We start from the raw sequence: 22687 nt of genomic DNA on the forward strand, positions 1-22687 counted from the left end.
GAAGTTTATATAACGTAAAAAATATTATTTTATTTATACAGTACTTTTTTTACTGCTTTAATTACCTCTGTATAATCTGGTAACCATTCCTTCATTAAAACAGGGGAATAAGCTGCAGGAGTATCGGCAGTATTAATTCTAACAACTGGTGCATCTAAATAATCAAATGCTTCAGATTGAATTAAATAAGTAATCTCTGTTGCTACATTTCCAAAAGGCCATGCTTCTTCTAAAACTACTAATCTATTTGTTTTCTTTACAGACTCTACAATGGCTTTTCTATCCATTGGACGAACCGTACGTAAATCTATAATTTCACAAGAAATACCTTCTTTTTCTAATTCATCAGCAGCTTTATAAGCTTCTTTTATAATTTTTCCAAAAGATACAATGGTTACATCAGTTCCTTCACGTTTAATATCAGCAACACCAATTGGTATAATATATTCACCTTCTGGTACTTCACCTTTATCACCATACATTTGCTCACTTTCCATAAAAATAACTGGATCGTCATCACGAATAGCAGCTTTCAATAATCCTTTTGCATCATAAGGGTTTGATGGCACAACTACTTTTAATCCTGGCGTGTTTGCAAACCAACTTTCGAATGCTTGTGAATGTGTTGCACCTAACTGCCCTGCAGAACCAGTTGGCCCTCTAAAAACAATTGGACATTTAAACTGTCCACCAGACATTTGACGAATTTTAGCAGCATTACTTATTATTTGATCAATACCAACTAGAGAAAAGTTAAAAGTCATATATTCTACAATAGGCCTGTTCCCAGTCATTGTTGAACCAACAGCAATACCAGCAAAACCAAGCTCGGCAATTGGTGTATCTAACACACGTTTAGGTCCAAACTCATCTAACATCCCTTTTGATGCTTTATAAGCTCCATTATACTCAGCTACTTCTTCACCCATTAAATATACGCTTTCGTCTCTGCGCATTTCTTCGCTCATTGCTTCGCAAATGGCTTCTCTAAATTGAATTGTCTTCATTAAATATTTTTTAATTGGAATAGCAAAAATAACAATAAATGAGATACACTCTTACAAGTTTTTTTAATATTTACTATGCACGCATAGTAAATATTCGAAATTTTATAATTAACTTCGTAAACTGAAAAAAAATTAGACAACTAAATACATAAAAAAATGAAAATATTAGTGTGTATAAGTCACGTACCAGACACGACCTCTAAGATTAACTTTAGTGATAGCGATACCAAATTTGACACTAATGGTGTTCAATTTGTAATAAACCCGAATGATGAATTTGGTTTAACACGTGCTATGTGGTTTAAAGAAAAACAAGGTGCTTCTGTTACCGTTGTTAATGTTGGTGGTGCAGAAACCGAGTCTACATTGCGTAAAGCATTAGCTATTGGAGCAGATGAAGCTATAAGGGTTAACGCACCTGCAACAGATGGATTTTCTGTAGCAAAACAGATAGCAAATGTAGTAAGTACTGGAAATTACGATTTAGTAATTGCAGGTCGCGAATCTATAGATTATAATGGTGGCATGGTACCTGGTATGATTGCAGGATTAATTAATGCCAACTTTGTTAATAATTGCATTGGCTTAGAAGTTGATGGTACATCTGCCAAAGCTATTAGAGAAATTGATGGTGGTAAAGAAACCGTTTCTACATCCCTTCCATTAGTTATTGGTGGCCAAAAAGGGCTGGTAGAAGAAAGCGATTTACGCATTCCAAACATGAGAGGTATTATGATGGCTCGTAAAAAACCATTAAATGTTGCCGAAGCGATAGATACAAACCCTGAAACAGCTTCTGTTTCATTTGAAAAACCAACTCCAAAAGGAGCCGTTACATTAGTATCTTCAGATAATTTAGACGAATTAGTAAACTTACTTCATAATGAAGCTAAGGTGATTTAGCCATCTACTAAATCATTCCGAACTTGGTTCGGAATCTTTCGAAATTCACAAAAACATTAATGAGATCCTGAAACAAGTTCAGGAAAACAAAAAAATAAATTATGTCAGTTTTAGTATATACAGAATCAGAACAAGGTGCTTTTAAAAAGGCAGCTTTCGAAGTAGCTTCTTATGCAAAAGCGGTTGCTAATACATTAGGTACAACAGTTACCGCAGTAGCAATAAATGCAAACGACACCTCTAGCTTAGGTAATTATGGCGTCGATAAAGTTTTAAACATAACAAATTCACAACTTGATAATTTTAATGCCAAGGCATATGCATCTGCTATTAATCAAGCTGCCGAAAAGGAAAGCGCAAAAGTTGTTATTGTTAGTTCTAGTGCAAATAGCAAATATTTAGCACCATTATTGGCCGTTGGTTTAAATGCTGGTTATGCATCAAATGTGGTAGAAGTGCCATCTAGTACCAGTCCATTTACAGTAAAACGCACAGTCTTTACCAATAAAGCTTTCGAAACGACTCAAATTAATACCGATGTAAAAATTGTTGGTGTTTCTAATAATGCTTTTGGATTGGTTGAAAATAGTGGTAGCGCTTCCGCGGAAGACTTCTCGCCTTCAATTCCAGAATTAGGTGTTACAGTAGAGTCTGTTGATAAAGCATCAGACAAAGTAACAATTGCTGATGCAGAAATAGTAGTTTCAGCAGGTCGAGGATTAAAAGGTCCTGAAAACTGGGGCATGATTGAAGAGCTTGCCGATGTTTTAGGCGCAGCAACAGCTTGTTCTAAACCAGTTTCAGACTTAGGATGGAGACCACATAGCGAACACGTTGGGCAAACAGGAAAACCTGTCGCATCAAATTTATATATAGCTATTGGTATTTCTGGAGCAATTCAGCATTTAGCTGGTATTAATGCATCAAAAGTAAAAGTTGTTATCAATACAGATCCAGAAGCGCCTTTCTTCAAAGCGGCAGATTATGGCGTTGTTGGAGACGCTTTTCAAGTCGTTCCAGAACTTATAGAAAAATTAAAAGCTTTTAAAGCTCAGTAATAATATTATATCAAGCCAATTAATGGTTTATTTTTAAATTATAATTGGCATAATACTTAAGAACTGCTTAAATTAGCATTTTAACTTAATATGCCTCGTGCAGTTGGTTAAGTTCTAATTTAAGCAGTTCTTTGCGTTTTAATAAATTATGAGTTTAGTAAGATTAAATATAAAAGGCATTTCCTATAGCCAAACACAAAATGGAGCTTATGCCTTGATTTTGAATGAAGTAGATGGCGACCGTAAGCTTCCAATTGTTATTGGTGCTTTCGAAGCGCAGTCTATTGCTATAGCTTTAGAAGAAGAAATTAGCCCACCACGACCATTAACACACGATTTATTTAAAAATTTCGCTGACAGATTTGATATTGTTGTCAAGCAAGTGATTATTCACAAGCTAGTTGATGGTGTATTTTATTCAAGCTTAATTTGCGAACGCGATAAAATTGAAGAAATTATTGATGCCAGAACAAGCGATGCCATTGCTTTAGCACTTCGTTTTCAAGCACCCATATTTACCTATAAAAATATTCTTGACAAAGCTGGTATTTATTTAAAAGTGAATCCAAAAAAGGAAGAGGAAGAAGATGATACTCAAGATAGTATTTTAATGGATGAGTTAGTAGCCAATGAATTGGAACCTAACGAACCACGCGAAAATTTTAAAGGAAAATCTATAGAAGAACTTCAAGCTATGCTTGAAGAAGCTGTTAATAATGAAGATTATGAAAAGGCAGCGCATATTCGTGATGAAATTTCAAAACGAGAATAACTCTTAATTTTTAGTATGAAAAAGCTGTTTTTAGGCATTGCTGTTATATTTTTATGTTTCACTTCAACACTAATAGCACAAGATTTAAATAAAACAGTAAAAATTGATGGCGTTGAGACTGTTTCACAAACGGAAACTATTTTAATAGATTCAACAAACATCAATTTTTCAGAAAAAGAAATAACAACTAGTTCTGAAACTTCCTCTGTTAAAGAAACTAAAAACACCATAATTCCTAGCCAAGGATTTTCAATTAATAGCTTATGGCGTGGTGTTCTTGGAATGATCACCTTAATATTTGTATCCTTTCTTTTTAGTAGTAACAGAAAAGCTATCGATTGGAAAATTGTTGGTATTGGTTTAGCCTTTCAACTCCTAATAGCTATTGGGGTTTTAAAAGTTGAATTTATTAAAACTATATTTGAGTTTATAGGCGGCTTATTTGTAAGTGTCTTAGATTTTACAAGAGCTGGAAGCAAATTTTTATTTGAAGGCTTAGTTGTTGATATGGATACTTTTGGGTTCATTTTTGCTTTTCAAGTACTCCCAACTATTATATTCTTTTCTGCTCTTACTTCCGTTTTATTTTATCTAGGTATTATTCAAAAAGTAGTAAAAGTAATGGCTTGGTTGCTTTCTAAGGCTTTAAAAATATCTGGAGCTGAAAGCTTAAGTGTTGCGGGTAACATCTTTTTAGGTCAAACAGAAGCACCACTTTTAATAAAGGCTTATTTAGAAAAGATGAATAAGTCTGAAATACTACTCGTCATGATTGGCGGTATGGCAACTGTTGCTGGCGCTGTTCTAGCGGCTTATATTGGATTTCTTGGAGGCGACGATCCTGTTTTAAGATTATTTTACGCCAAACATCTATTGGCAGCATCAGTAATGGCAGCTCCAGGTGCTATTGTTATTTCAAAAATACTATATCCACAGACGGAAGACGTCAATACAGATGTTTCCGTTTCTCAAGAAAAAATAGGTTCAAACTTTTTAGATGCCATAGCAAATGGAACAACCGAAGGCTTAAAACTTGCAGTAAATGTTGGGGCCATGCTTTTAGTATTTGTTGCTTTTATTGCTATGTTTAATGGTATTTTAGGTTGGGTTGGTGATGTAACATCTATAAACAATTGGATAGCCTCTAACACAAGTTATGAAAGCTTATCTCTTGAACTTATATTAGGCTACGCCTTTGCTCCACTTATGTGGCTTATTGGTGTTGCCACAGAAGATATGGCTTTAATGGGGCAACTATTAGGCATTAAGCTAGCTGCTAGCGAATTTATAGGCTACATCCAATTAAGAGACTTAAAAGATGCAACCAATGCGATTCACCTTAATTATGAAAAATCTATAATTATGGCAACTTACATGCTTTGCGGATTTGCAAATTTTGCATCCATTGGTATTCAAATTGGTGGTATTGGCTCTCTCGCTCCAGGACAACGTAAAACACTTTCTAAATTCGGAATGAAAGCTTTGATTGGTGGTACTATTGCTTCGTTAATTTCGGCGACTATTGCTGGAATGATTATTGGCTAGTGGCATGTGGCCACAAATAGATTATTTATACTTCCTAAAATAACAATCTTAACTTTACTTTTAAAATTTATAATTACGAATATGATAGCAATTTAAAATATAATTTATTGTTTTTGTATTTATTGAAGACCAATATTGCTATAATGCTAAAAATTTAACAGAAAATAATAGTGTGTTTCATCGGAATTTATTGATTTCATCCTGTTTTTTATACGTTTTGACAATTATTTTTACTCTTGAGCGAATTGATTTGTAAATTTTTAATGATTTAAGGCTAATCTTAAATTTACTAACTATCCTTTAAAACTAAAAATTATGAATGGCTACATTACTTTGGGAAGTATAGCGTTATTGTTTTTGGCAATGTATGTTTACTCTTACGGATCAGTATATTTAGATTTACAAGCAGAAAAAAGAACAATAAAGGAAATAAACGAGCGTAAAGAAGCTATGCGCAGGTTAAAAATGCGCAAACAAAGGCAGCGCGAAGAAAAATTTCAGAAAATGTACAATCGCAGTCAAGAAATTAAAAAGCGCTTAAAAGAATTAGAACGCGATAAAGTTTTAATTGCTCAAAAATTCAAAAATAATATTAAGATTGAGCTCATGAAAAAAAACCTTCATAAACCAACTCAACAGCAGACTGGTTAATGTTAAAATAAAATTTAAAAACCGTTTGAACCTAAAAATTCAAACGGTTTTTTTACGCTTCAATAATTGACTATTCATTTATATCTCTTTAAAATATAGTTGATAACTTTTTGATATTATCAACATAAAACATCTCTATCTAAACCCGCTTTTTCTTTAAATTCGTAAACGCTGTTTTTTTACAATAAACAGAAGTATAATTTAATAAGGAGTCCCGCTTTCGCAGGAATATAAATATGAAACAATACCACGACTTAGTAAAACACGTTTTAAAAAACGGCAACGAGAAAGGAGACCGCACAGGTACAGGAACAAAAAGTGTTTTTGGGCACCAAATGCGATTCGATTTAAGTGAAGGCTTCCCTATGGTTACAACCAAAAAATTACACTTAAAATCTATTGTTTATGAATTGCTTTGGTTTTTAAAAGGCGATACAAACACAAAATATCTTACTGAAAACGGCGTGCGTATCTGGAATGAATGGGCAGATGAAAATGGCGACTTAGGACCTGTTTATGGTTACCAATGGCGCAACTGGAATGGTGATGAAATTGACCAAATTAAAGAGGTTATTGAGGCTTTAAAAAACAACCCGAATAGTCGAAGAATGTTGGTTTCTGCTTGGAATCCTTCTGTTTTACCAGATACTTCTAAAAGTTTTAGCGAGAATGTAGCTAACGGTAAAGCAGCCTTACCACCTTGCCATGCTTTTTTTCAATTCTATGTTGCTAATGGTAAATTATCGTGCCAGTTATACCAACGTAGTGCCGATATATTTTTAGGTGTACCTTTCAATATTGCTTCGTATGCATTATTTACAATGATGATGGCACAAGTTTGTGGTTACGAAGCTGGAGAATTTATTCACACATTTGGAGATGCACATATTTACAGTAACCATTACGAGCAATTAGAGTTACAATTATCAAGAGATATTCGTCCGTTGCCAAAAATGCTTTTAAACCCTGAAATTAAAGATATTTTTGATTTTGATTTTGAAGATTTTACTTTAGTTGATTATAATCCGCACCCGCATATAAAAGGGATTGTAGCTATTTAAATTAATATATGAAAAAATTAATATTTGCAATAATACTTTTTACTTCAAACTTTTTGTTAGCGCAAGATGCTAATGAAGTCCCTTTTGCAGTTGTTGAACAAGTACCTGTTTATAAAGGTTGTAATAAAAAACTTAGCAATATTGAGTTGAAAAAATGCATGTCAAATGGTATTTCAAAACATTTAGTAAAAAACTTTAATATTAGCGTAGCAAAAGACTTAGGTTTACCTGACGGAAAAGTTAAAATCAATATTCTTTTCAAGGTGGATCAAAATGGAGAAATAATAGACATTAAAGCAACTGGACCACACCCAAAACTAGAAGAAGAAGCATTCAGAGTTATCAATTTAATTCCAAAATTAACCAAACCAGGCTATCATAAAAGAAAACCCGTTACGGTTCCTTATGTACTGCCACTAATTTTCAATATTGACAATTCTTTATATAAGAAAAAACGAAAAAAATAAGAATCAAAAAAAGCACCCTTTACGAGGTGCTTTTAAACTTTTATAGCAAAGTAATTATAGGTTTATAACACCGTTTTCTGCACCAGCAAAATCGTTCCATGCGTAAGCATCGGCAGCATCGTCGTTTACGTAAACACCGTCTACAACATACTTAAACTCATAAGAACTTCCTGATTCTAAATCAACAGTTCCTTTAAATGTTCCGTTTTTTAATTTTTTAAGTGGTGCTTTTTTAGCATTCCATTCGTTAAAAGATCCAACAACAGATACTTTTTTAGCATCTTCTGCAGGAATTGAAAACGTTACTTTACAAACTGGTTTACTTTTTAAAAATTGTTTTTTAATAGCCATAATTATATTGTTTAATAGTTTTGTTTTATCGTTGAATTACATTGCAAATTTAAAAACAAATTATGACCCTAACTATTTAATAGTCATTACGTCTTAAGAATTATCAATTTGTCAATTTGTTTTCTTCAAAAAAATAAAGAAAACAAAAAATTAGCATAAAAATTATATTATCAACAACTCATTTTTCTTGTTTTATACTGATTATCAGCACATTTTGTCACGAAAACGTTTTCGAAAAAGTACTTTTATTAAGTATTTCATACTTATATTTATAATTCCTAAAAAGAGTTAACTTTACAGTCGTTATTTTACTAATATGTTCGGAAAAAAGAAAACCATAACACAAATAGACAAGGACCAATTAGAGCTTATTGAAAATGCTCAAAAACGCATTAAACAAAAAAAGCGTTTGTATGTGCATTTTGTTTTATTTCTATTAGGCTGTGTCTTTTTAATTGTTGCCAATACTGTTTTGAAAATTGCACCAGACTTTAAACCTTTTGGTAAAGAATGGTTTTTAAGCGCCATTATTTTATGGTTGTTTATTTTTATATATCACGTATTTAATGTGTTTGTTACTCATAAATTTATGGGTAAAGCTTGGGAAAAAGCGCAATTAGAAAAATTGGTTTCTAAACAGCAAAACCGTATTGAAAAACTAAAGTCGGGATTTGTAAAAGAAGAAACGTTAATAGCACAGAGTGAAGTTTTTAATGAAACTAAACCTCAAACTATAAACACAACCGCTAAACCCGAACTTACTATTATTGTTGCTACTGCAGAAAACGATGCTATTGGCTTAGGCAACAAATTGATCTGGCACTTAAGTGACGATTTAAAACGCTTTAAGGCCCTTACCAATGGGCACCATATTATTATGGGGAGAAAAACTTTTGAGAGTTTCCCTAAGCCATTACCTAACAGAACACATGTTGTTATTACGCGCCAAGCAGATTACAAAGCGCCAAGTGGCGTTATTATAGTACATAATTTAGAGGATGCTATAGATGCCTCAAAAAGCGATTCGCAGCCATTTATTATTGGTGGTGGTCAAATTTACAAACAAGCCATGAATATAGCTGATAAAATTGAGCTAACCCGTGTTCACGAAAGCTTTGAAGCCGACACCTATTTCCCTAAAATAGATACTACAATTTGGAAAGAAACTGCAAATACGTTTCATAAAAAAGATGATAAACATGACCATGAGTTTTCATTTTTAACTTATGAAAGAAAATAAATTACGTTTTTATTAAACTTGCGTCTGTCTCAATTATCAATAATTTTATATCATGGTGAAAGAAATACAACTTCGTATTACATTAAAGGAAGAAGAGCATCCTGATATTTTGGTTTTAAAATCTGCTATAAAGCTAGAAATTGATAGAAAAGATATCACCGGAGTTAAGGTGCTTCGAAAATCTATTGATGCTAGAAAACCTAAAATCATATTAAACTATAAGGTCGCTGTTTATATTAAAGAACCCCTGCCTGAAAATTCGGCATATCAATTTGAATATAAAGACGTATCAACAGCAAAACCTATTCATATTATTGGTTTTGGTCCTGCTGGCATGTATGCCGCTTTACGCTGTATAGAACTTGGTTTTAAACCTATAGTTTTAGAGCGTGGTAAAAATGTACAAGATCGCCGTAGAGATTTAAAAGCCATAAATCGAGATCATTTTGTAAACGAAGATTCTAATTATTGCTTTGGCGAAGGCGGAGCAGGAACCTATAGTGATGGTAAACTTTACACCAGAAGTTTAAAACGCGGCGATGTACGTCGCATATTTGAAAATCTAGTTTATCACGGCGCTACCGATCAAATTCTAGTTGATGCACATCCGCATATTGGCACCAACAAACTACCTAAAGTTGTTCAAAATATACGTGAAACCATTTTAAAATACGGTGGCGAAGTTCATTTTGAAACGCGCGTTACTGATTTTGTAATAAAGGATAATAAAATTAAAGCCATTCAACTTAAAAATGGGAATGAGTTAGCTGTAGAAGAAGTTATTCTGGCAACCGGACATTCTGCACGAGATATATTTTATTTACTCGATAAAAAACACATAGCGATTGAAGCAAAATCGTTTGCCATGGGTGTTCGTGTAGAGCATCCGCAGCATATTATCGATTCTATACAATACCATTGTTCTGGCGACAGGCACGAATTACTTCCAGCGGCTTCTTATGGTTTGGTGGAGCAAGTAAAAGATCGCGGCGTGTATTCATTTTGTATGTGCCCAGGTGGCTTTATTGTCCCTGCTGCAACAGCAAATGGAGAAGTGGTTGTTAATGGTATGTCGCCTTCTAAACGGAACAACCTATATGCCAACTCTGGTATAGTCGTTGAAATTGACGTCCATAAAGATTTACCCAAATACGAGCAATTTGGCGCCTTAAAAGGCTTAGAATACCAGAAAAACTTAGAACGTTTAGCATTTACAGCTGGTGGCCGAAGCCAAACAGCACCGGCACAACGTTTAACCGATTTTGTAGAAGGTAAATTGTCGACCAATTTAAACGACTGCTCTTATCAACCTGGGCTGAAATCTGCACCCTTACATTCTTTACTACCTAAATTTATTGGTGGAAGACTAAGGAAAGGCTTTGAAGCTTTTGGCAGAAAAATGAAAGGTTATTACACCGAAGAAGCTAATATTGTTGGTGTTGAATCTAGAACCTCATCGCCAGTTTCTATCCCAAGAAATGATCAATTACGGCACACTCAAATTTCAAATCTCTATCCTTGTGGTGAAGGTGGTGGCTATGCTGGTGGAATTGTATCAGCAGCTATGGATGGTGAACGCTGTGCTGAGGCAGCAACAGGTAATTTATAGTTTAATAATTTGGGCGTTACTTATTGCTATACTACAAGGTTTTTAGAATCCTTGTAGTATAGCAATAAGTCGGGCTTTTCGTTACAAGTCCTCGCACCTCCTTCGTCGGGCTGTGGGCTTTCCTCTGCAATCCCTAACGCAAAATGGCGAACTTTCAAAAAACTGGGCTACTTCGTCTAAAGATTTATTCCTATTTTAGCCCCAAACAAAAAAAACTAACATGAAAGCATACATATTTCCAGGTCAAGGAGCTCAATTTTCAGGAATGGGTTTAGACCTTTACGAAAACTCATCTTTAGCACAAGAATTATTCGAAAAAGCTAATGAAATTCTAGGTTTCAACATTACAGATACTATGTTTGAAGGCTCTGCAGAAGACTTAAAACAAACTAAAGTAACACAACCTGCTATATTTTTACACTCTGTGATTTTGGCAAAAACATTAGGGGATAGTTTTAAACCAGATATGGTTGCAGGACATTCTCTTGGAGAATTTTCAGCTTTGGTAGCAAATGGCGCTTTAAACTTTGAAGATGGATTGAAATTAGTGTCTCAACGTGCTACAGCCATGCAAAAAGCTTGCGAATTACAATCAAGTACCATGGCAGCAGTTTTAGGACTTGAAGATGATATTGTAGAAAAAATATGTGCTACGACCGATGGCGTTGTAGTTGCCGCAAATTATAACTGTCCAGGACAATTAGTAATTTCTGGTGAAGTTGAGGCTATTAACAAAGCCTGTGAAGCTTTAAAAGAAGAAGGTGCACGTCGTGCATTGGTATTACCTGTTGGTGGTGCTTTTCATTCGCCTTTAATGGAGCCAGCTCGCGAAGAACTTGCTGCAGCCATAGAAAGCACAAACTTTACCACACCAAACTGTCCAATTTATCAAAATGTAACAGCTAATGCAGTTACTGATGAAGCAGCTATTAAAGCAAACTTAATTTCTCAATTAACAGCTCCTGTTCGTTGGACACAATCTGTACAACAAATGATAACAGATGGCGCAACTTTATTTACTGAAGTTGGTCCAGGAAAGGTTTTACAGGGCTTAGTTAAAAAGATAAATAGAGCATCTGAAACCGCTTCTGCAACTTTTGAAACGAATAGCTAAATGAAATTATCAAAACGTTCTATCTATATTATTATAGTTATTGTTTTAACCATTGCGGTTGATCAAATTTCTAAAGTAATAGTAAGAGAGCACATAACGCTAAGGACAGAAGTTAACCCTGGCGAACGCATTCCCTTAATTGGTGATGCTTTTGTTATGATGAATGTTGAAAATACTGGTGCTTTTTTAGGAATGGGTAGTGAGTTAAATGAAACACTACGAATCATTTTATTACTCGTTTTACCAATATTTGTTCTAGGTTTTGTGCTTCGTTATGTATTTAAAGATAAATCTTTAGACAATTGGTCGCTTTTTGCTTTTGCTAGTATTATTGGTGGCGGAATTGCTAATGTGTTTGACAGAATAGCTTTTGGAAAAGTTACAGATTTCTTATTTATAGATCTTGGAGGCGTTTTTAGAACTGGTATTTTTAATCTTGCCGATTTATCGGTTACTACTGGTATGATTATCCTGCTAGTTATGAGTTTTAAGAAAAAAAAGAAAACTACTTCATAAAAAAAGGTCGCTAAATTAAATAGCGACCTTTTTTTGTTAATTTAAGCAACCTTATTCTTCAGCTCTTACTTTCTGTTCCCATTTCCATGCAGAACTCATAGCATCATCAAGGGATAATTTTGTTTTCCAACCTAGCTCATTATTCGCTTTATTGGTATCAGCATAAGCAGAAATAACATCACCTTCTCGCCTTCCAACAATTTTATAGTTTAATTTTTTACCAGAAACTTTCTCAAAAGATTTAACCACTTCTAACACAGAACTTCCTGTTCCTGTACCAAGATTAAACGTTTCATAGTTCGCTTTATTTTTATTTTTCAATAATCGTCCTAATGCAATTACATGTGCTTTAGCTAAATCTACAACATGTATATAATCACGAATACAAGTGCCATCTGGTGTTGGATAATCTTCTCCAAAAACAGATAATTCTTGACGTAAACCTATAGCTGTTTGTGTAATAAACGGCACTAAGTTTTGAGGCACTCCAATAGGTAACTCACCTATTTCAACAGATTCATGCGCACCTATAGGATTAAAATAACGCAAAGCAATAGCCTTTATAGATGGTACAACTTTACAAGTATCTTGTATAATTTCTTCACCAACCTGCTTAGTATTTCCGTATGGAGATTCCGCTTGTTTTACAGGCGCATTCTCTGTAATTGGTAATTCATCTGCTTGTCCGTAAACCGTACAAGAAGAACTAAATATAAATGCCGCTGATGGTAATTTCTTTAATTCTTTAAGAATATAGACTAAAGTACCAATATTGTTTTCATAATACTTTAAAGGCTCTTTTACGCTTTCACCTACTGCTTTACTAGCTGCAAAATGAATAACACCTTTTATATCGTTATGCTTTGCAAAAAACTGTTCTACTTTATCTTTTTCTTTTAAATCTAACTTTTCGAAAATTGGAGTTTTTCCAGTAATAGCCGTAATACCATCTAAAACTTTTTCTGAAGAATTTGATAAATCATCAATAATAACAACTTCATAACCTTCGTTTTGTAATTCTACAACGGTGTGAGAACCAATAAATCCCAGCCCACCTGTTACTAATATTTTATCCATTTATAAATTTTATAATTGTTGATGTAATATAATCTATTTGTTCGTTATCCAATTCTGTATGCATTGGTAAAGAAATAACCTCTTTTACTAATTGATTAGTTACTTTAAAATCTGCTTCGTTGTACCTGTCATCTAAATACGCTTTTTGTTTGTGTAATGGAATTGGATAATATACACCACAAGGGATGTCATTCTCATTTAAATGTTTTGCTAAAGCATCTCTATCAACACCTTTTATTTTCAAAGTATATTGATGAAAAACATGACAATCACACGTATCACAAATACCATCACAACCATTTACAGTTTTTGGCGTTGTTATTTTTTCAATAGCTTTAAAAGCCTCATTATATTTTCTTGCAGCAGCTTGCCTTGCCTTATTATAATTATCCAAATGCGGTAATTTCGCATTTAATACAGCAGCTTGTATACTATCTAACCTAGAATTTACGCCAACAACATCATGATGGTAACGTTCATACATCCCATGATTTACTATACCTCTTATTGTATGAGCTAAATCATCATCATTTGTAAAAATAGCGCCTCCATCTCCATAACAACCTAAGTTTTTAGAAGGGAAAAAAGATGTCGCACCCACATTACCAATAGTCCCTGCTTTCACTTTTGTTCCATCACTATAAGAATAATTTGCACCTATTGCTTGTGCATTATCTTCAATTACGAATAAATTATGGGCTTTTGCTATTTCCATTATAGCTTCCATATTAGCACATTGACCAAATAAATGAACTGGTACTATCGCCTTTGTTTTTGGTGTAATTGCTTTTTTTATAGCGTCTATGTTAATATTAAAATCATCTTCATTAACATCAACTAAAACAGGTGTTAATTGCAGTAAAGCAATAACCTCTACAGTTGCGGCAAAAGTAAAATCGGCAGTAATAACCTCATCACCAGGTTTCAACCCCAAACCCATCATCGCTATTTGCAAAGCATCCGTTCCATTTGCACATGGAATTACATGTTTTACATCTAAGTAGGTTTCTAAGTTTTTTTGAAATTCATGAACTTTAGGTCCATTTACAAATGCTGTAGTTTCAATTACTTCTTGAATAGAAGGATTAACGATATCTTTTATATCATTATACTGACCTTTTAGGTCGACCATTTGGATTTTTTTCATCTAAAAAAATTGTAGTATTGTTTAAAACACCAATAAATATTGATATTAATCTAAGTAAACTAACTGGTAGTAAAATTACAAAAATGATTGACTCTAACCAATGAATTTATTTTAAAGAAATGTATTTTAGCATTAAAAGAAAGAATATTGCGATTTATCTATAACATAGGAATATATCTTGCTGGTTTAGCCCTTAAAAGTGGAGCATTGTTTAACAACAAAATTAAAAAAGGAGTTGTAGGCAGAAAAAGCAGTTTTCATATTTTAAAAAGCAACTTAAATAGTAAAGACAAAACAATTTGGTTTCATTGTGCATCTTTAGGTGAATACGAACAAGGTCTACCCGTTTTTTTAGAACTAAGAAAGTATTATAAGAATCATAAAATTGTGCTTAGTTTTTTCTCGCCTTCCGGATATGAGATTAGAAAAAACTCCCCAATTGCAGATGTTGTAATTTACCTTCCCTTAGATACTATTTCTAATGCAAATCGTTTCTTAAATATTGTAAACCCTGAACTTACAGTTTTCGTTAAATATGATATTTGGCCTAATTTTTTAAATGAATTAAAACGAAGGCAATTACGCGCTATATTAATATCAGCTTCATTCAGAAAAAATCAATCTTATTTTAAATTTTATGGTAGTCAATTAAAAAATGCTCTTTTTGCTTTTGAACATATATTTACTCAAAACGAAACCTCTAAAATATTACTTAAGTCCATTAATTACAATGCAGTAACTGTTAGTGGAGACACTCGATTTGATAGAGTTTATAGTCAACTTAGTATTGACAACACTCTTGAATTTATGGATACTTTTAAAAACAACAAGCTTTGCGTTGTTGCTGGTAGCACATGGCCAGAAGATGAAGCTTTATTCATTGATTTTATTAATTCTGAAGCTTCAAAAGAAGTAAAATTTATTATCGCCCCTCATGATATTAAAGTAGACAGAATTAAAAAAATGCAAGAGAAAATTAATTGTAAATCCGTATTGTTTTCTGAGAAAGAAGTTGAAAGTCTCTCCAATTATAAGGTTTTCATTGTTGATACCATTGGCATACTATCTAAAATTTATAGTTATGCAGATATCGCTTATGTAGGAGGCGCAATGGGCAATACAGGTTTACATAACACATTAGAACCAGCTGTTTTTGGTGTCCCAATTATTATAGGAAATAATCACAGTAAATTTCCAGAAGCACAAGCTCTTATAGATAATGGAGGCATGTTCTCCATCTCCCATCAACAAAAATTCAATGAAGAACTCCACAAGTTAATCACCGATAGTGACTTTAGATTAAAAAGTGGGTCAAATAACAAAGCATTTATTAAAAAAAACAAAGGTGCAGTCATCCAAATACTAGATTATCTACGTATATAGGATGATTCTACTATTAATTATTTAATAATTCTTAGTTTTTAACAAAAAGTCATTAAATTTGACAACTAATTAACAGTAAACACTAAAACAAAAACCGATGAAAAAATTATTATTAAGTTCAATCCTGTTACTTGCATTAAGTTTAAGTTTCACATCATGTAGAGATACAAAAAAAGGTGAATCTATAGGAGATGCTATTGAAAACGCTGCTGATGCTGCTGGTGATGCAGTTGAAAACGCTGCTGACGCTGCTGGCGATGCTGTCGAAAGCGCTGCTGATGCTACTGGTGAAGCTGTAGATTCTGCAGTAGACGCTGCTGGAAATGCAGTAGATAAAGCTGGTAACGCAGTTGATTCAGCTGTTGATGCTGCTGGAAATGCAGTAGACAAAGCTACTGATAAAGCAGGAGAAGCTGTAGATAACGTAAAAGCTAAGGCTGGTGAAGCAGTTGATAACGCTAAAGCTACTGCTACTGAAACTGCTGACAAAGCTGCTGCAGTAGTACAAAAAGAAGCTGATAAATTAAAAGAAAAAGCTAGTCACTAAACAAGATTAGTTTTATAAAATTTAAAAACCACCTAATTAGGTGGTTTTTTTATGCTTAAATTTATCCTAACGTAAGAAATTTAAAAAATTACAAAACATAAAGATGAAGAAAGCTCCTAATTTTTCAATTTTAAATAGAGCGACAGAAATTGAAAGATTGCAAACAGAAAAATTCGATTTAGCCATTATTGGTGGCGGCGTTACTGGAGCCGGAATAGCCTTGGATGCTGCTTCGAGAGGTTTAAAAGTTTGTCTTATTGAAAAAAAAGATTTTGCTTCTGGAACCAGTAATAAATCTACAAAATTGATTCATGGCGGCTTACGCTATTTAAAACAATTTGAAATTGGTTTGGTAAGAGAGTCTGGGTCTGAACGCGCCATTGTTCATAAATTAGCTCCTCATTTAGTTATTCCGGAAAAAATGCTATTACCACTTATTGAAGATGGTACATATGGTAAATTAATGACCTCTATAGGATTAAGAGTGTATGATTTTTTAGCCGATGTTAAAGGTGATGATGTACGTATAATGCTAGACAAAACTGAAACTATAGAAAAAGAACCTCTACTTAATAAAGATACCGTTTTAGGTGGTGGTTTGTATGCTGAATACAGGACGGATGATGCACGTTTAACTATTGAAATTTTAAAAAAAGCAGCTTCCTTTGGTGCTACAATAATTAATTATTGTGAGATGGAATCTTTTGCTTACAACAAAGACGATAAAATTAAGAACCTTAATTGTGTTGACCACATCTCAGGTAATACAATTAAAATAAAAGCAAGAAACTATGTTTCTGCTGCTGGTCCTTGGGTTGATAAATTACGTATTAAAGATCAATCTATGACTAACAAATATCTACACTTAACCAAAGGTGTACACATAGTTATCCCCTTTAAAAAACTACCCATAAAACAACCCATATATTTTGATGTAACCGACGGAAGAATGGTTTTTGCCATTCCAAGAGGACGCACTACTTACATTGGTACAACAGACACTAACTACTCTGGAAATATAGACCATGTAATAGCCACTAAAAACGATGCCAACTACCTTTTAGACGCAATAAATCGTGCTTTTCCTAACATTAAATTAACTATTGATGATATTGAATCGAATTGGGCGGGATTAAGGCCTTTAATTCATAAAAAAAACAAAGCACCTTCTGAATTATCAAGGAAAGATGAATTGTTCATCTCAAAAAGCGGATTAATTTCAATTGCTGGAGGTAAACTTACGGGTTACCGAAAAATGGCACATCGCGCTATTGAAGCTGTTTTAGAAACCATGACATCTAAACAAAAGGAAAATCTAAAACCATCTAAAACTGAGCATATTCCGCTGGTTACCCCAACGCTTGAAAACACAGACTTAGTAAAAAACTATCAAAAAGAATTAGAGCAAGAACTATGTGAATTAGGCATTTCAGACCCCTATTATGCATGGTATTTATGCACGACTTTTGGCAAACAATCTGATACCATTTTAGAAAAATCTAAAGTATTTGAAAATACAGATCCTAAAGAACGCCTAATTAGAGCAGAGCTTTGGTTTTGTATTCAACATGAAATGACTAATACTTTAAGTGATTTCTTTGTACGTCGTACAGGTCGCCTGTACTTTAATATTGAGAGTGTATCAGGATTTAAAAACTTAATAACTGACGATTTCAGTAAATACTTTAATTGGAGCCCAGAAAGAATATTAAAAGAAAAAGAAAAGTTAGACCAACTTATTAAAGATGCTACTTATTTTTATGAAGAAGAATTTTAAACAAAAAACGCTTCATTTAACAGCATAAAAAAAGCCTTATCAAAAATTTGATAAGGCTTTAGTACTGAAGACGGGACTTGAACCCGTACGTCCTAATGGACATTGGATTTTAAGTCCAACGTGTCTACCAATTCCACCACTTCAGCATTGGTATGTTTTAAGAAAGTTTCAGAGCGAAAGACGGGATTTGAACCCGCGACCCCCACCTTGGCAAGGTGATGCTCTACCCCTGAGCTACTTTCGCAGTCATTTTAATGAACGTGCAATATTGCTATTGCGGATGCAAATTTAAAATTTTTCTACTAATTGCAAAGCCTTTTAGTAAAATAAATTAAAATAATTTTAAGCTTGCTTTTTCTTAACCAACATTCGCTTAATTTCATTCAATTTCATGAGTGCTTCTACAGGCGTAAGTGTATCAATATCAATATGTAATATCTCTTCTTTTATGTTTTCTAATAATGGGTCGTCTAAATTGAAAAAACTCAATTGCATATCATCATCTAAAGTTTTTACCTTATCTGTGAGCTCTTCGCTTGAATGTGACTGCTCTAATTTCTTCAAAATCTTATTTGCACGGTGCAAAACTTGCTGTGGCATACCTGCCATTTTAGCTACGTGAATACCAAAACTATGCGCACTTCCACCTTCAACTAATTTTCTTAGAAATAAAACATTGTCTTTTAATTCTTTTACAGACACATTAAAGTTTTTAATACGTCCAAAAGTTTCACTCATTTCATTAAGCTCATGATAATGTGTTGCGAACAATGTTTTAGGTTTTGCAGGATGTTCATGTAAATATTCGCTAATAGCCCAAGCTATAGAAATACCGTCGTACGTACTTGTTCCTCTCCCAATTTCATCAAGTAAAACTAAACTTCTATCTGATATATTATTCAAAATAGAAGCAGTTTCATTCATTTCAACCATAAAGGTTGATTCTCCCATAGAAATATTATCACTAGCGCCTACCCTAGTAAATATTTTATCCACTAATCCTATTCTCGCTTCTTTGGCTGGCACGAAACTTCCTATTTGTGCTAATAATACAATTAAGGCTGTTTGACGTAATATAGCAGACTTACCAGACATATTTGGTCCGGTAATCATAATAATTTGCTGAGAAGTTCTATCCAGAAAAACATCATTAGCGATATACGCTTCCCCAATAGGTAATTGCTTTTCTATAACTGGATGACGCCCGTCTTTAATCTCTAAATCAAACGAATCATCTATAGTTGGATAGATATACTTATTATCTTTTGCCAGTTGAGCAAAACCACATAAACAATCCAATTGCCCTACCAAGTAAGCATTTTGCTGTACAGGTTTAATATATTGGTTTAACCAAATTACCAACTCTGCAAACAACTGCTGCTCTATGGCCTGAATTCTATCTTCGGCGCCTAATATTTTTGCTTCGTATTCTTTAAGTTCTTCGGTAATATAACGCTCTGCATTTACTAATGTTTGCTTACGTATCCACTCTTCTGGAACTTTATCTTTATGTGTATTTCTTACTTCTATATAATAACCAAAAACATTATTTGAGGCTATTTTAAGCGAAGTAATACCTGTACGCTCACTTTCACGTTCAAGCATCTTATCTAAATAATCTTTACCAGATTTAGACAAGCCTCTCAATTCATCTAATTCTGAAGAAAAACCAGGAGCAATACTATTGCCTTTCAACACATTTACTGGCGCTTCTTCATTTAAAGTTTCTTTAATTTTTTCGCGAAGCACATTACAACTTTGCAAAGTGTCGCCAATAATTTTAAGTGAATCATTGTCGCAGTTTGATGCTAATGATTTTATAGGAACAATAGCTTCTAAAGAGTTTTTAAGCTGAATAACCTCTCTTGGGTTTACCTTACCCGTTGCTGTTTTTGAAATTAACCGCTCTAAATCACCAATATGCTTTATATGGTTTTGAATCTTCTGAAGTACAGTATTTTCTTTAGTTAAGAAACTCACCACTTCATGACGTTGTTTTATTTTTTCAACATTTTTTAATGGAAGCGCCAACCAACGTTTTAATAACCTTCCGCCCATAGGCGAAATGGTTTTATCAATAACATTTAAAAGCGTTACAGCATTATTATTTGTAGAATTATAAAGCTCTAAATTTCTAATGGTGAATTTATCCATCCACACATAATCATCCTCAGCTATTCTAGAAATAGAAGTGATATGCTGTAATTTATGATGTTGCGTTTCACCTAAATAATGAAGAATAGACCCTGAAGCTATTATCCCTTCGTATAAATCTTCAATACCAAAACCTTTTAATGTTTTTGTATCAAAATGTTTTACTAAAGTTTCATAGGCATAATCGGTTTGATACACCCAATCTTCTAAATAAAAGGTATGAAAATCATCACCAAATGTATCATTAAAAAGGGTGCGTTTTTGTTTAGAAACTAAAACTTCACTAGGGCTAAAATTCTGAAGTAACTTATCAATATACTCAGCGTTACCTTGCGACGTTAAAAACTCGCCTGTAGAAATATCTAAAAACGAAATTCCAATATGCTTTTTATCAAAATAAACCGAACACAAAAAGTTGTTAGATTTTGACACTAAAACCTCATCATTTAAAGCAACCCCGGGAGTCACCAATTCGGTAACACCTCTTTTTACAATAGTTTTAGTTTGCTTCGGGTCTTCTAATTGATCGCAAATAGCAACACGCTCTCCAGCTTTTACTAATTTTGGCAAATACGTATTTAATGAATGATGCGGGAACCCTGCCAACTCAATTTCACTTTCGCTACCAGCACCGCGTTTTGTTAAAATAATACCTAAAATACCAGCTGTTTTTACAGCATCACTACCAAAAGTTTCGTAAAAATCGCCCACACGAAACAACAATAAGGCATCAGGATACTTTGCTTTAATAGCATTGTATTGTTTCATTAACGGTGTTACTTTTTTTGCTTTTTTAGTCAATGCTAAGTTATTTTTTAGTGTTATTTTTGACAAAATTGTAGCATGCAATGTACTATTAATTTCAGGCGTTTTGAAGCTGTCTTTATAGAAGTTATCTACAATAAGAACAAGATTTCAACAATAAACCATGCGTAAATTAAAAAATAGTGAACTAGATAGATTAAGTGTTGATGCTTTTAAGGAAGCAAAAAAAACACCTATTATCATTATTCTTGACAATATTAGAAGTTTAAACAACATTGGCTCGGTATTTAGAACGAGTGATGCCTTTTTAATTGAAAAAATTTACCTCTGTGGTATTACGGCAACACCGCCACATAAAGACATACATAAAACAGCATTAGGAAGCACAGATACAGTAGCTTGGGAACATGTTGAAAATACCATAGATTTAATTGAAAAACTAAAAACGGAAAGTGTAAAAATCTGTTCTATAGAACAAGCTGAAAACGCCACGATGTTAAATGATTTTAAAGTTAATAAAAACACTAAATACGCTTTAGTTTTTGGCAATGAAGTAAAAGGTGTTTCTCAAGAAGTAGTAAATGCTAGCGATGTTGTTATTGAAATACCTCAATTTGGCACGAAACATTCATTAAACATTTCTGTGAGTTGTGGGGTGGTAACATGGGATTTATTCAGTAAATTGGAGCACTAAATTATCTAAACATGAAACTTAAGTTTATTTTTACGCTTTTATAGGCTACACTACTTTTTATTGCTTGCGAAAAAAAACAAGAAATCCCAATTGAATTCCTCGCCATGGAATTACAACCTAACCAAAAAGAACAAAATACCAACATTTTAGTAAACGAAATTGATGGTGTTACTAGCGAACATATTACAATTAGTAGTGATGTTAATAAAAAAGTAAACCTTGAAAAAGGATACAAAACAATTTACTTATTTATTAAAGGTTACGGGACATTAACTTCTGGAGAAGAAACTTACGATATAGTTCCAGAAACAATTATGTTACCCAACAATGTTGAAGGCATTTCTTTTAAACCAGCTGAAGGTGATACGCTCGATTATCTTAAAATTTCGGTTTTACAAACCGAATTAGATAAAGAAGACATAAAAACGTTTCCACAAGAAAATATAAATAAAATATATTTCAAGAAGTTTACAGATTGTGAATCGTATACAGAACCTATAAAAAGCCCTCAAACAACAAGTAGAACTATTTTACCAAATAAATTTATACCAAGAGTTGCCATGGGAACCGTAAGAACTATTGGCCCAGATGCTTTAGGTGCTCACGAGCATGCTATGTTAGAGCAATTGTTTTTAGGACTTACCGATAATAATACTATAGTTTATGCTGATGAAGCACAAATAGATTTCCCTGAATATTCATTACTACATATTCCACGAGGATCAAGCCACCCAGTTAGTGTAAACGCTGATAATGAAATGTACTATGTTTGGATGGATTTCTTTATAGATAAAGACGGCGAAGAATGGTTAAAAACTCATAACACAGACGAGTAAAAATACTTTTGTA

At 33.3% G+C, this 22687-nt stretch carries 21 protein-coding genes and 2 tRNA genes; 16 read left to right on the forward strand and 7 right to left on the reverse strand.

The window, feature by feature from the left end:
* Nucleotides 1–29: 29 nt before the first annotated feature.
* On the reverse strand, nt 30–1007 hold the full coding sequence (locus SJY43_RS02140; RefSeq protein WP_396602205.1) for a pyruvate dehydrogenase complex E1 component subunit beta: 978 nt from the start codon (nt 1005–1007) through the stop codon (nt 30–32).
* Nucleotides 1008–1163: 156 nt separating this feature from the next.
* On the opposite strand from SJY43_RS02140, the gene SJY43_RS02145 reads away from it, so the two are divergent.
* The 7 genes from SJY43_RS02145 (at nt 1164) to SJY43_RS02175 (ending at nt 7464) form a co-directional block, all read left to right on the forward strand.
* Nucleotides 1164–1910 (forward strand): electron transfer flavoprotein subunit beta/FixA family protein, encoded by a 747-nt coding sequence (locus tag SJY43_RS02145; protein ID WP_396602206.1) that lies wholly within the window; start codon nt 1164–1166, stop codon nt 1908–1910.
* Between the two features lie 101 nt (nt 1911–2011).
* Entirely contained in the window at nt 2012–2968 is a 957-nt protein-coding gene (locus SJY43_RS02150) for an electron transfer flavoprotein subunit alpha/FixB family protein (RefSeq protein ID WP_396602207.1), read from the forward strand.
* Nucleotides 2969–3116: 148 nt separating this feature from the next.
* Nucleotides 3117–3740, forward strand: coding sequence for a bifunctional nuclease domain-containing protein (locus tag SJY43_RS02155; protein WP_396602208.1), 624 nt, complete (start codon nt 3117–3119; stop codon nt 3738–3740).
* A 15-nt stretch (nt 3741–3755) separates the two neighbouring features.
* Complete coding sequence (locus tag SJY43_RS02160; protein ID WP_396602209.1) at nt 3756–5285, forward strand: NupC/NupG family nucleoside CNT transporter; 1530 nt, start codon at nt 3756–3758, stop codon at nt 5283–5285.
* Between the two features lie 315 nt (nt 5286–5600).
* Nucleotides 5601–5936 (forward strand): hypothetical protein, encoded by a 336-nt coding sequence (locus tag SJY43_RS02165; RefSeq protein WP_396602210.1) that lies wholly within the window; start codon nt 5601–5603, stop codon nt 5934–5936.
* 236 nt (nt 5937–6172) lie between these two features.
* Nucleotides 6173–6997 (forward strand): thymidylate synthase, encoded by an 825-nt coding sequence (locus SJY43_RS02170; protein WP_396602211.1) that lies wholly within the window; start codon nt 6173–6175, stop codon nt 6995–6997.
* An 8-nt stretch (nt 6998–7005) separates the two neighbouring features.
* A complete protein-coding gene (locus tag SJY43_RS02175; RefSeq protein ID WP_396602212.1) occupies nt 7006–7464 on the forward strand; it encodes a hypothetical protein in 459 nt (152 codons plus the stop codon).
* Between the two features lie 54 nt (nt 7465–7518).
* Here the strand turns inward: SJY43_RS02175 and SJY43_RS02180 are convergent, their stop codons facing one another.
* The gene (locus SJY43_RS02180) at nt 7519–7815 is read right to left on the reverse strand and encodes an isoamylase early set domain-containing protein (protein WP_396602213.1); all 297 of its coding nucleotides are present in this window, start codon (nt 7813–7815) and stop codon (nt 7519–7521) included.
* 316 nt (nt 7816–8131) lie between these two features.
* Between SJY43_RS02180 and SJY43_RS02185 the strand changes: the two genes are divergently transcribed.
* The 4 genes from SJY43_RS02185 to lspA all read left to right on the forward strand — a co-directional run bounded on the left by SJY43_RS02185 (nt 8132) and on the right by lspA (nt 12294).
* A complete protein-coding gene (locus SJY43_RS02185; RefSeq protein WP_396602214.1) occupies nt 8132–9055 on the forward strand; it encodes a dihydrofolate reductase in 924 nt (307 codons plus the stop codon).
* A gap of 52 nt (nt 9056–9107) precedes the next feature.
* Nucleotides 9108–10664: an NAD(P)/FAD-dependent oxidoreductase gene (locus tag SJY43_RS02190; protein ID WP_396602215.1), complete on the forward strand. Its 1557-nt coding sequence runs from the start codon at nt 9108–9110 to the stop codon at nt 10662–10664.
* 220 nt (nt 10665–10884) lie between these two features.
* Nucleotides 10885–11778, forward strand: coding sequence for an ACP S-malonyltransferase (fabD, locus tag SJY43_RS02195; protein WP_396602216.1), 894 nt, complete (start codon nt 10885–10887; stop codon nt 11776–11778).
* A complete protein-coding gene (gene lspA / locus SJY43_RS02200; protein ID WP_396602217.1) occupies nt 11779–12294 on the forward strand; it encodes a signal peptidase II in 516 nt (171 codons plus the stop codon).
* A gap of 51 nt (nt 12295–12345) precedes the next feature.
* Here the strand turns inward: lspA and galE are convergent, their stop codons facing one another.
* Together galE and SJY43_RS02210 are read right to left on the reverse strand one after the other, a co-directional pair.
* Entirely contained in the window at nt 12346–13371 is a 1026-nt protein-coding gene (gene galE, locus SJY43_RS02205) for a UDP-glucose 4-epimerase GalE (protein ID WP_396602218.1), read from the reverse strand.
* The gene (locus tag SJY43_RS02210; protein ID WP_396602219.1) at nt 13364–14518 is read right to left on the reverse strand and encodes a DegT/DnrJ/EryC1/StrS family aminotransferase; all 1155 of its coding nucleotides are present in this window, start codon (nt 14516–14518) and stop codon (nt 13364–13366) included. The genes galE and SJY43_RS02210 overlap by 8 nt, the downstream gene beginning before the upstream one ends.
* A gap of 147 nt (nt 14519–14665) precedes the next feature.
* Here SJY43_RS02210 and SJY43_RS02215 point away from each other — a divergent pair, with 147 nt between their 5' ends.
* The 3 genes from SJY43_RS02215 (at nt 14666) to SJY43_RS02225 (ending at nt 18225) form a co-directional block, all read left to right on the forward strand.
* On the forward strand, nt 14666–15901 hold the full coding sequence (locus SJY43_RS02215) for a 3-deoxy-D-manno-octulosonic acid transferase (protein ID WP_396603380.1): 1236 nt from the start codon (nt 14666–14668) through the stop codon (nt 15899–15901).
* Between the two features lie 97 nt (nt 15902–15998).
* Nucleotides 15999–16448 carry a hypothetical protein gene (locus SJY43_RS02220; RefSeq protein ID WP_396602220.1) on the forward strand — a complete coding sequence of 150 codons (450 nt, stop codon included), beginning with the start codon at nt 15999–16001 and terminating at the stop codon, nt 16446–16448.
* Nucleotides 16449–16551: 103 nt separating this feature from the next.
* Nucleotides 16552–18225, forward strand: coding sequence for an FAD-dependent oxidoreductase (locus SJY43_RS02225; protein ID WP_396602221.1), 1674 nt, complete (start codon nt 16552–16554; stop codon nt 18223–18225).
* Nucleotides 18226–18287: 62 nt separating this feature from the next.
* On the opposite strand, the gene SJY43_RS02230 is transcribed toward SJY43_RS02225, so the two are convergent.
* The 3 genes from SJY43_RS02230 to mutS all read right to left on the reverse strand — a co-directional run bounded on the left by SJY43_RS02230 (nt 18288) and on the right by mutS (nt 21147).
* Nucleotides 18288–18371: transfer RNA gene (locus SJY43_RS02230), tRNA-Leu, on the reverse strand.
* A gap of 26 nt (nt 18372–18397) precedes the next feature.
* Nucleotides 18398–18469 (reverse strand) — tRNA-Gly (locus SJY43_RS02235).
* Between the two features lie 98 nt (nt 18470–18567).
* On the reverse strand, nt 18568–21147 hold the full coding sequence (mutS, locus tag SJY43_RS02240; RefSeq protein WP_396602222.1) for a DNA mismatch repair protein MutS: 2580 nt from the start codon (nt 21145–21147) through the stop codon (nt 18568–18570).
* Nucleotides 21148–21307: 160 nt separating this feature from the next.
* On the opposite strand from mutS, the gene SJY43_RS02245 reads away from it, so the two are divergent.
* Nucleotides 21308–21838, forward strand: coding sequence for an RNA methyltransferase (locus tag SJY43_RS02245; protein WP_396602223.1), 531 nt, complete (start codon nt 21308–21310; stop codon nt 21836–21838).
* Between the two features lie 104 nt (nt 21839–21942).
* On the forward strand, nt 21943–22674 hold the full coding sequence (locus SJY43_RS02250) for a hypothetical protein (protein ID WP_396602224.1): 732 nt from the start codon (nt 21943–21945) through the stop codon (nt 22672–22674).
* The last annotated feature ends 13 nt before the right edge of the window (nt 22675–22687 follow it).

The sequence above is a fragment of the Algibacter sp. R77976 genome (assembly GCF_044594645.1).
GTDB lineage: Bacteria > Bacteroidota > Bacteroidia > Flavobacteriales > Flavobacteriaceae > Algibacter_B.

What these genes read in the sequence shown, in the direction of transcription:
- SJY43_RS02140 (WP_396602205.1), bottom strand. Translation starts at nt 1,007, where the DNA reads ATGAAGACAATTCAATTTAGAGAAGCCATTTGCGAAGCAATGAGCGAA.
- SJY43_RS02145 (WP_396602206.1), top strand. Translation starts at nt 1,164, where the DNA reads ATGAAAATATTAGTGTGTATAAGTCACGTACCAGACACGACCTCTAAG.
- SJY43_RS02150 (WP_396602207.1), top strand. Translation starts at nt 2,012, where the DNA reads ATGTCAGTTTTAGTATATACAGAATCAGAACAAGGTGCTTTTAAAAAG.
- SJY43_RS02155 (WP_396602208.1), top strand. Translation starts at nt 3,117, where the DNA reads ATGAGTTTAGTAAGATTAAATATAAAAGGCATTTCCTATAGCCAAACA.
- SJY43_RS02160 (WP_396602209.1), top strand. Translation starts at nt 3,756, where the DNA reads ATGAAAAAGCTGTTTTTAGGCATTGCTGTTATATTTTTATGTTTCACT.
- SJY43_RS02165 (WP_396602210.1), top strand. Translation starts at nt 5,601, where the DNA reads ATGAATGGCTACATTACTTTGGGAAGTATAGCGTTATTGTTTTTGGCA.
- SJY43_RS02170 (WP_396602211.1), top strand. Translation starts at nt 6,173, where the DNA reads ATGAAACAATACCACGACTTAGTAAAACACGTTTTAAAAAACGGCAAC.
- SJY43_RS02175 (WP_396602212.1), top strand. Translation starts at nt 7,006, where the DNA reads ATGAAAAAATTAATATTTGCAATAATACTTTTTACTTCAAACTTTTTG.
- SJY43_RS02180 (WP_396602213.1), bottom strand. Translation starts at nt 7,815, where the DNA reads ATGGCTATTAAAAAACAATTTTTAAAAAGTAAACCAGTTTGTAAAGTA.
- SJY43_RS02185 (WP_396602214.1), top strand. Translation starts at nt 8,132, where the DNA reads ATGTTCGGAAAAAAGAAAACCATAACACAAATAGACAAGGACCAATTA.
- SJY43_RS02190 (WP_396602215.1), top strand. Translation starts at nt 9,108, where the DNA reads ATGGTGAAAGAAATACAACTTCGTATTACATTAAAGGAAGAAGAGCAT.
- fabD (WP_396602216.1), top strand. Translation starts at nt 10,885, where the DNA reads ATGAAAGCATACATATTTCCAGGTCAAGGAGCTCAATTTTCAGGAATG.
- lspA (WP_396602217.1), top strand. Translation starts at nt 11,779, where the DNA reads ATGAAATTATCAAAACGTTCTATCTATATTATTATAGTTATTGTTTTA.
- galE (WP_396602218.1), bottom strand. Translation starts at nt 13,371, where the DNA reads ATGGATAAAATATTAGTAACAGGTGGGCTGGGATTTATTGGTTCTCAC.
- SJY43_RS02210 (WP_396602219.1), bottom strand. Translation starts at nt 14,518, where the DNA reads ATGAAAAAAATCCAAATGGTCGACCTAAAAGGTCAGTATAATGATATA.
- SJY43_RS02220 (WP_396602220.1), top strand. Translation starts at nt 15,999, where the DNA reads ATGAAAAAATTATTATTAAGTTCAATCCTGTTACTTGCATTAAGTTTA.
- SJY43_RS02225 (WP_396602221.1), top strand. Translation starts at nt 16,552, where the DNA reads ATGAAGAAAGCTCCTAATTTTTCAATTTTAAATAGAGCGACAGAAATT.
- mutS (WP_396602222.1), bottom strand. Translation starts at nt 21,147, where the DNA reads ATGAAACAATACAATGCTATTAAAGCAAAGTATCCTGATGCCTTATTG.
- SJY43_RS02245 (WP_396602223.1), top strand. Translation starts at nt 21,308, where the DNA reads ATGCGTAAATTAAAAAATAGTGAACTAGATAGATTAAGTGTTGATGCT.
- SJY43_RS02250 (WP_396602224.1), top strand. Translation starts at nt 21,943, where the DNA reads ATGGAATTACAACCTAACCAAAAAGAACAAAATACCAACATTTTAGTA.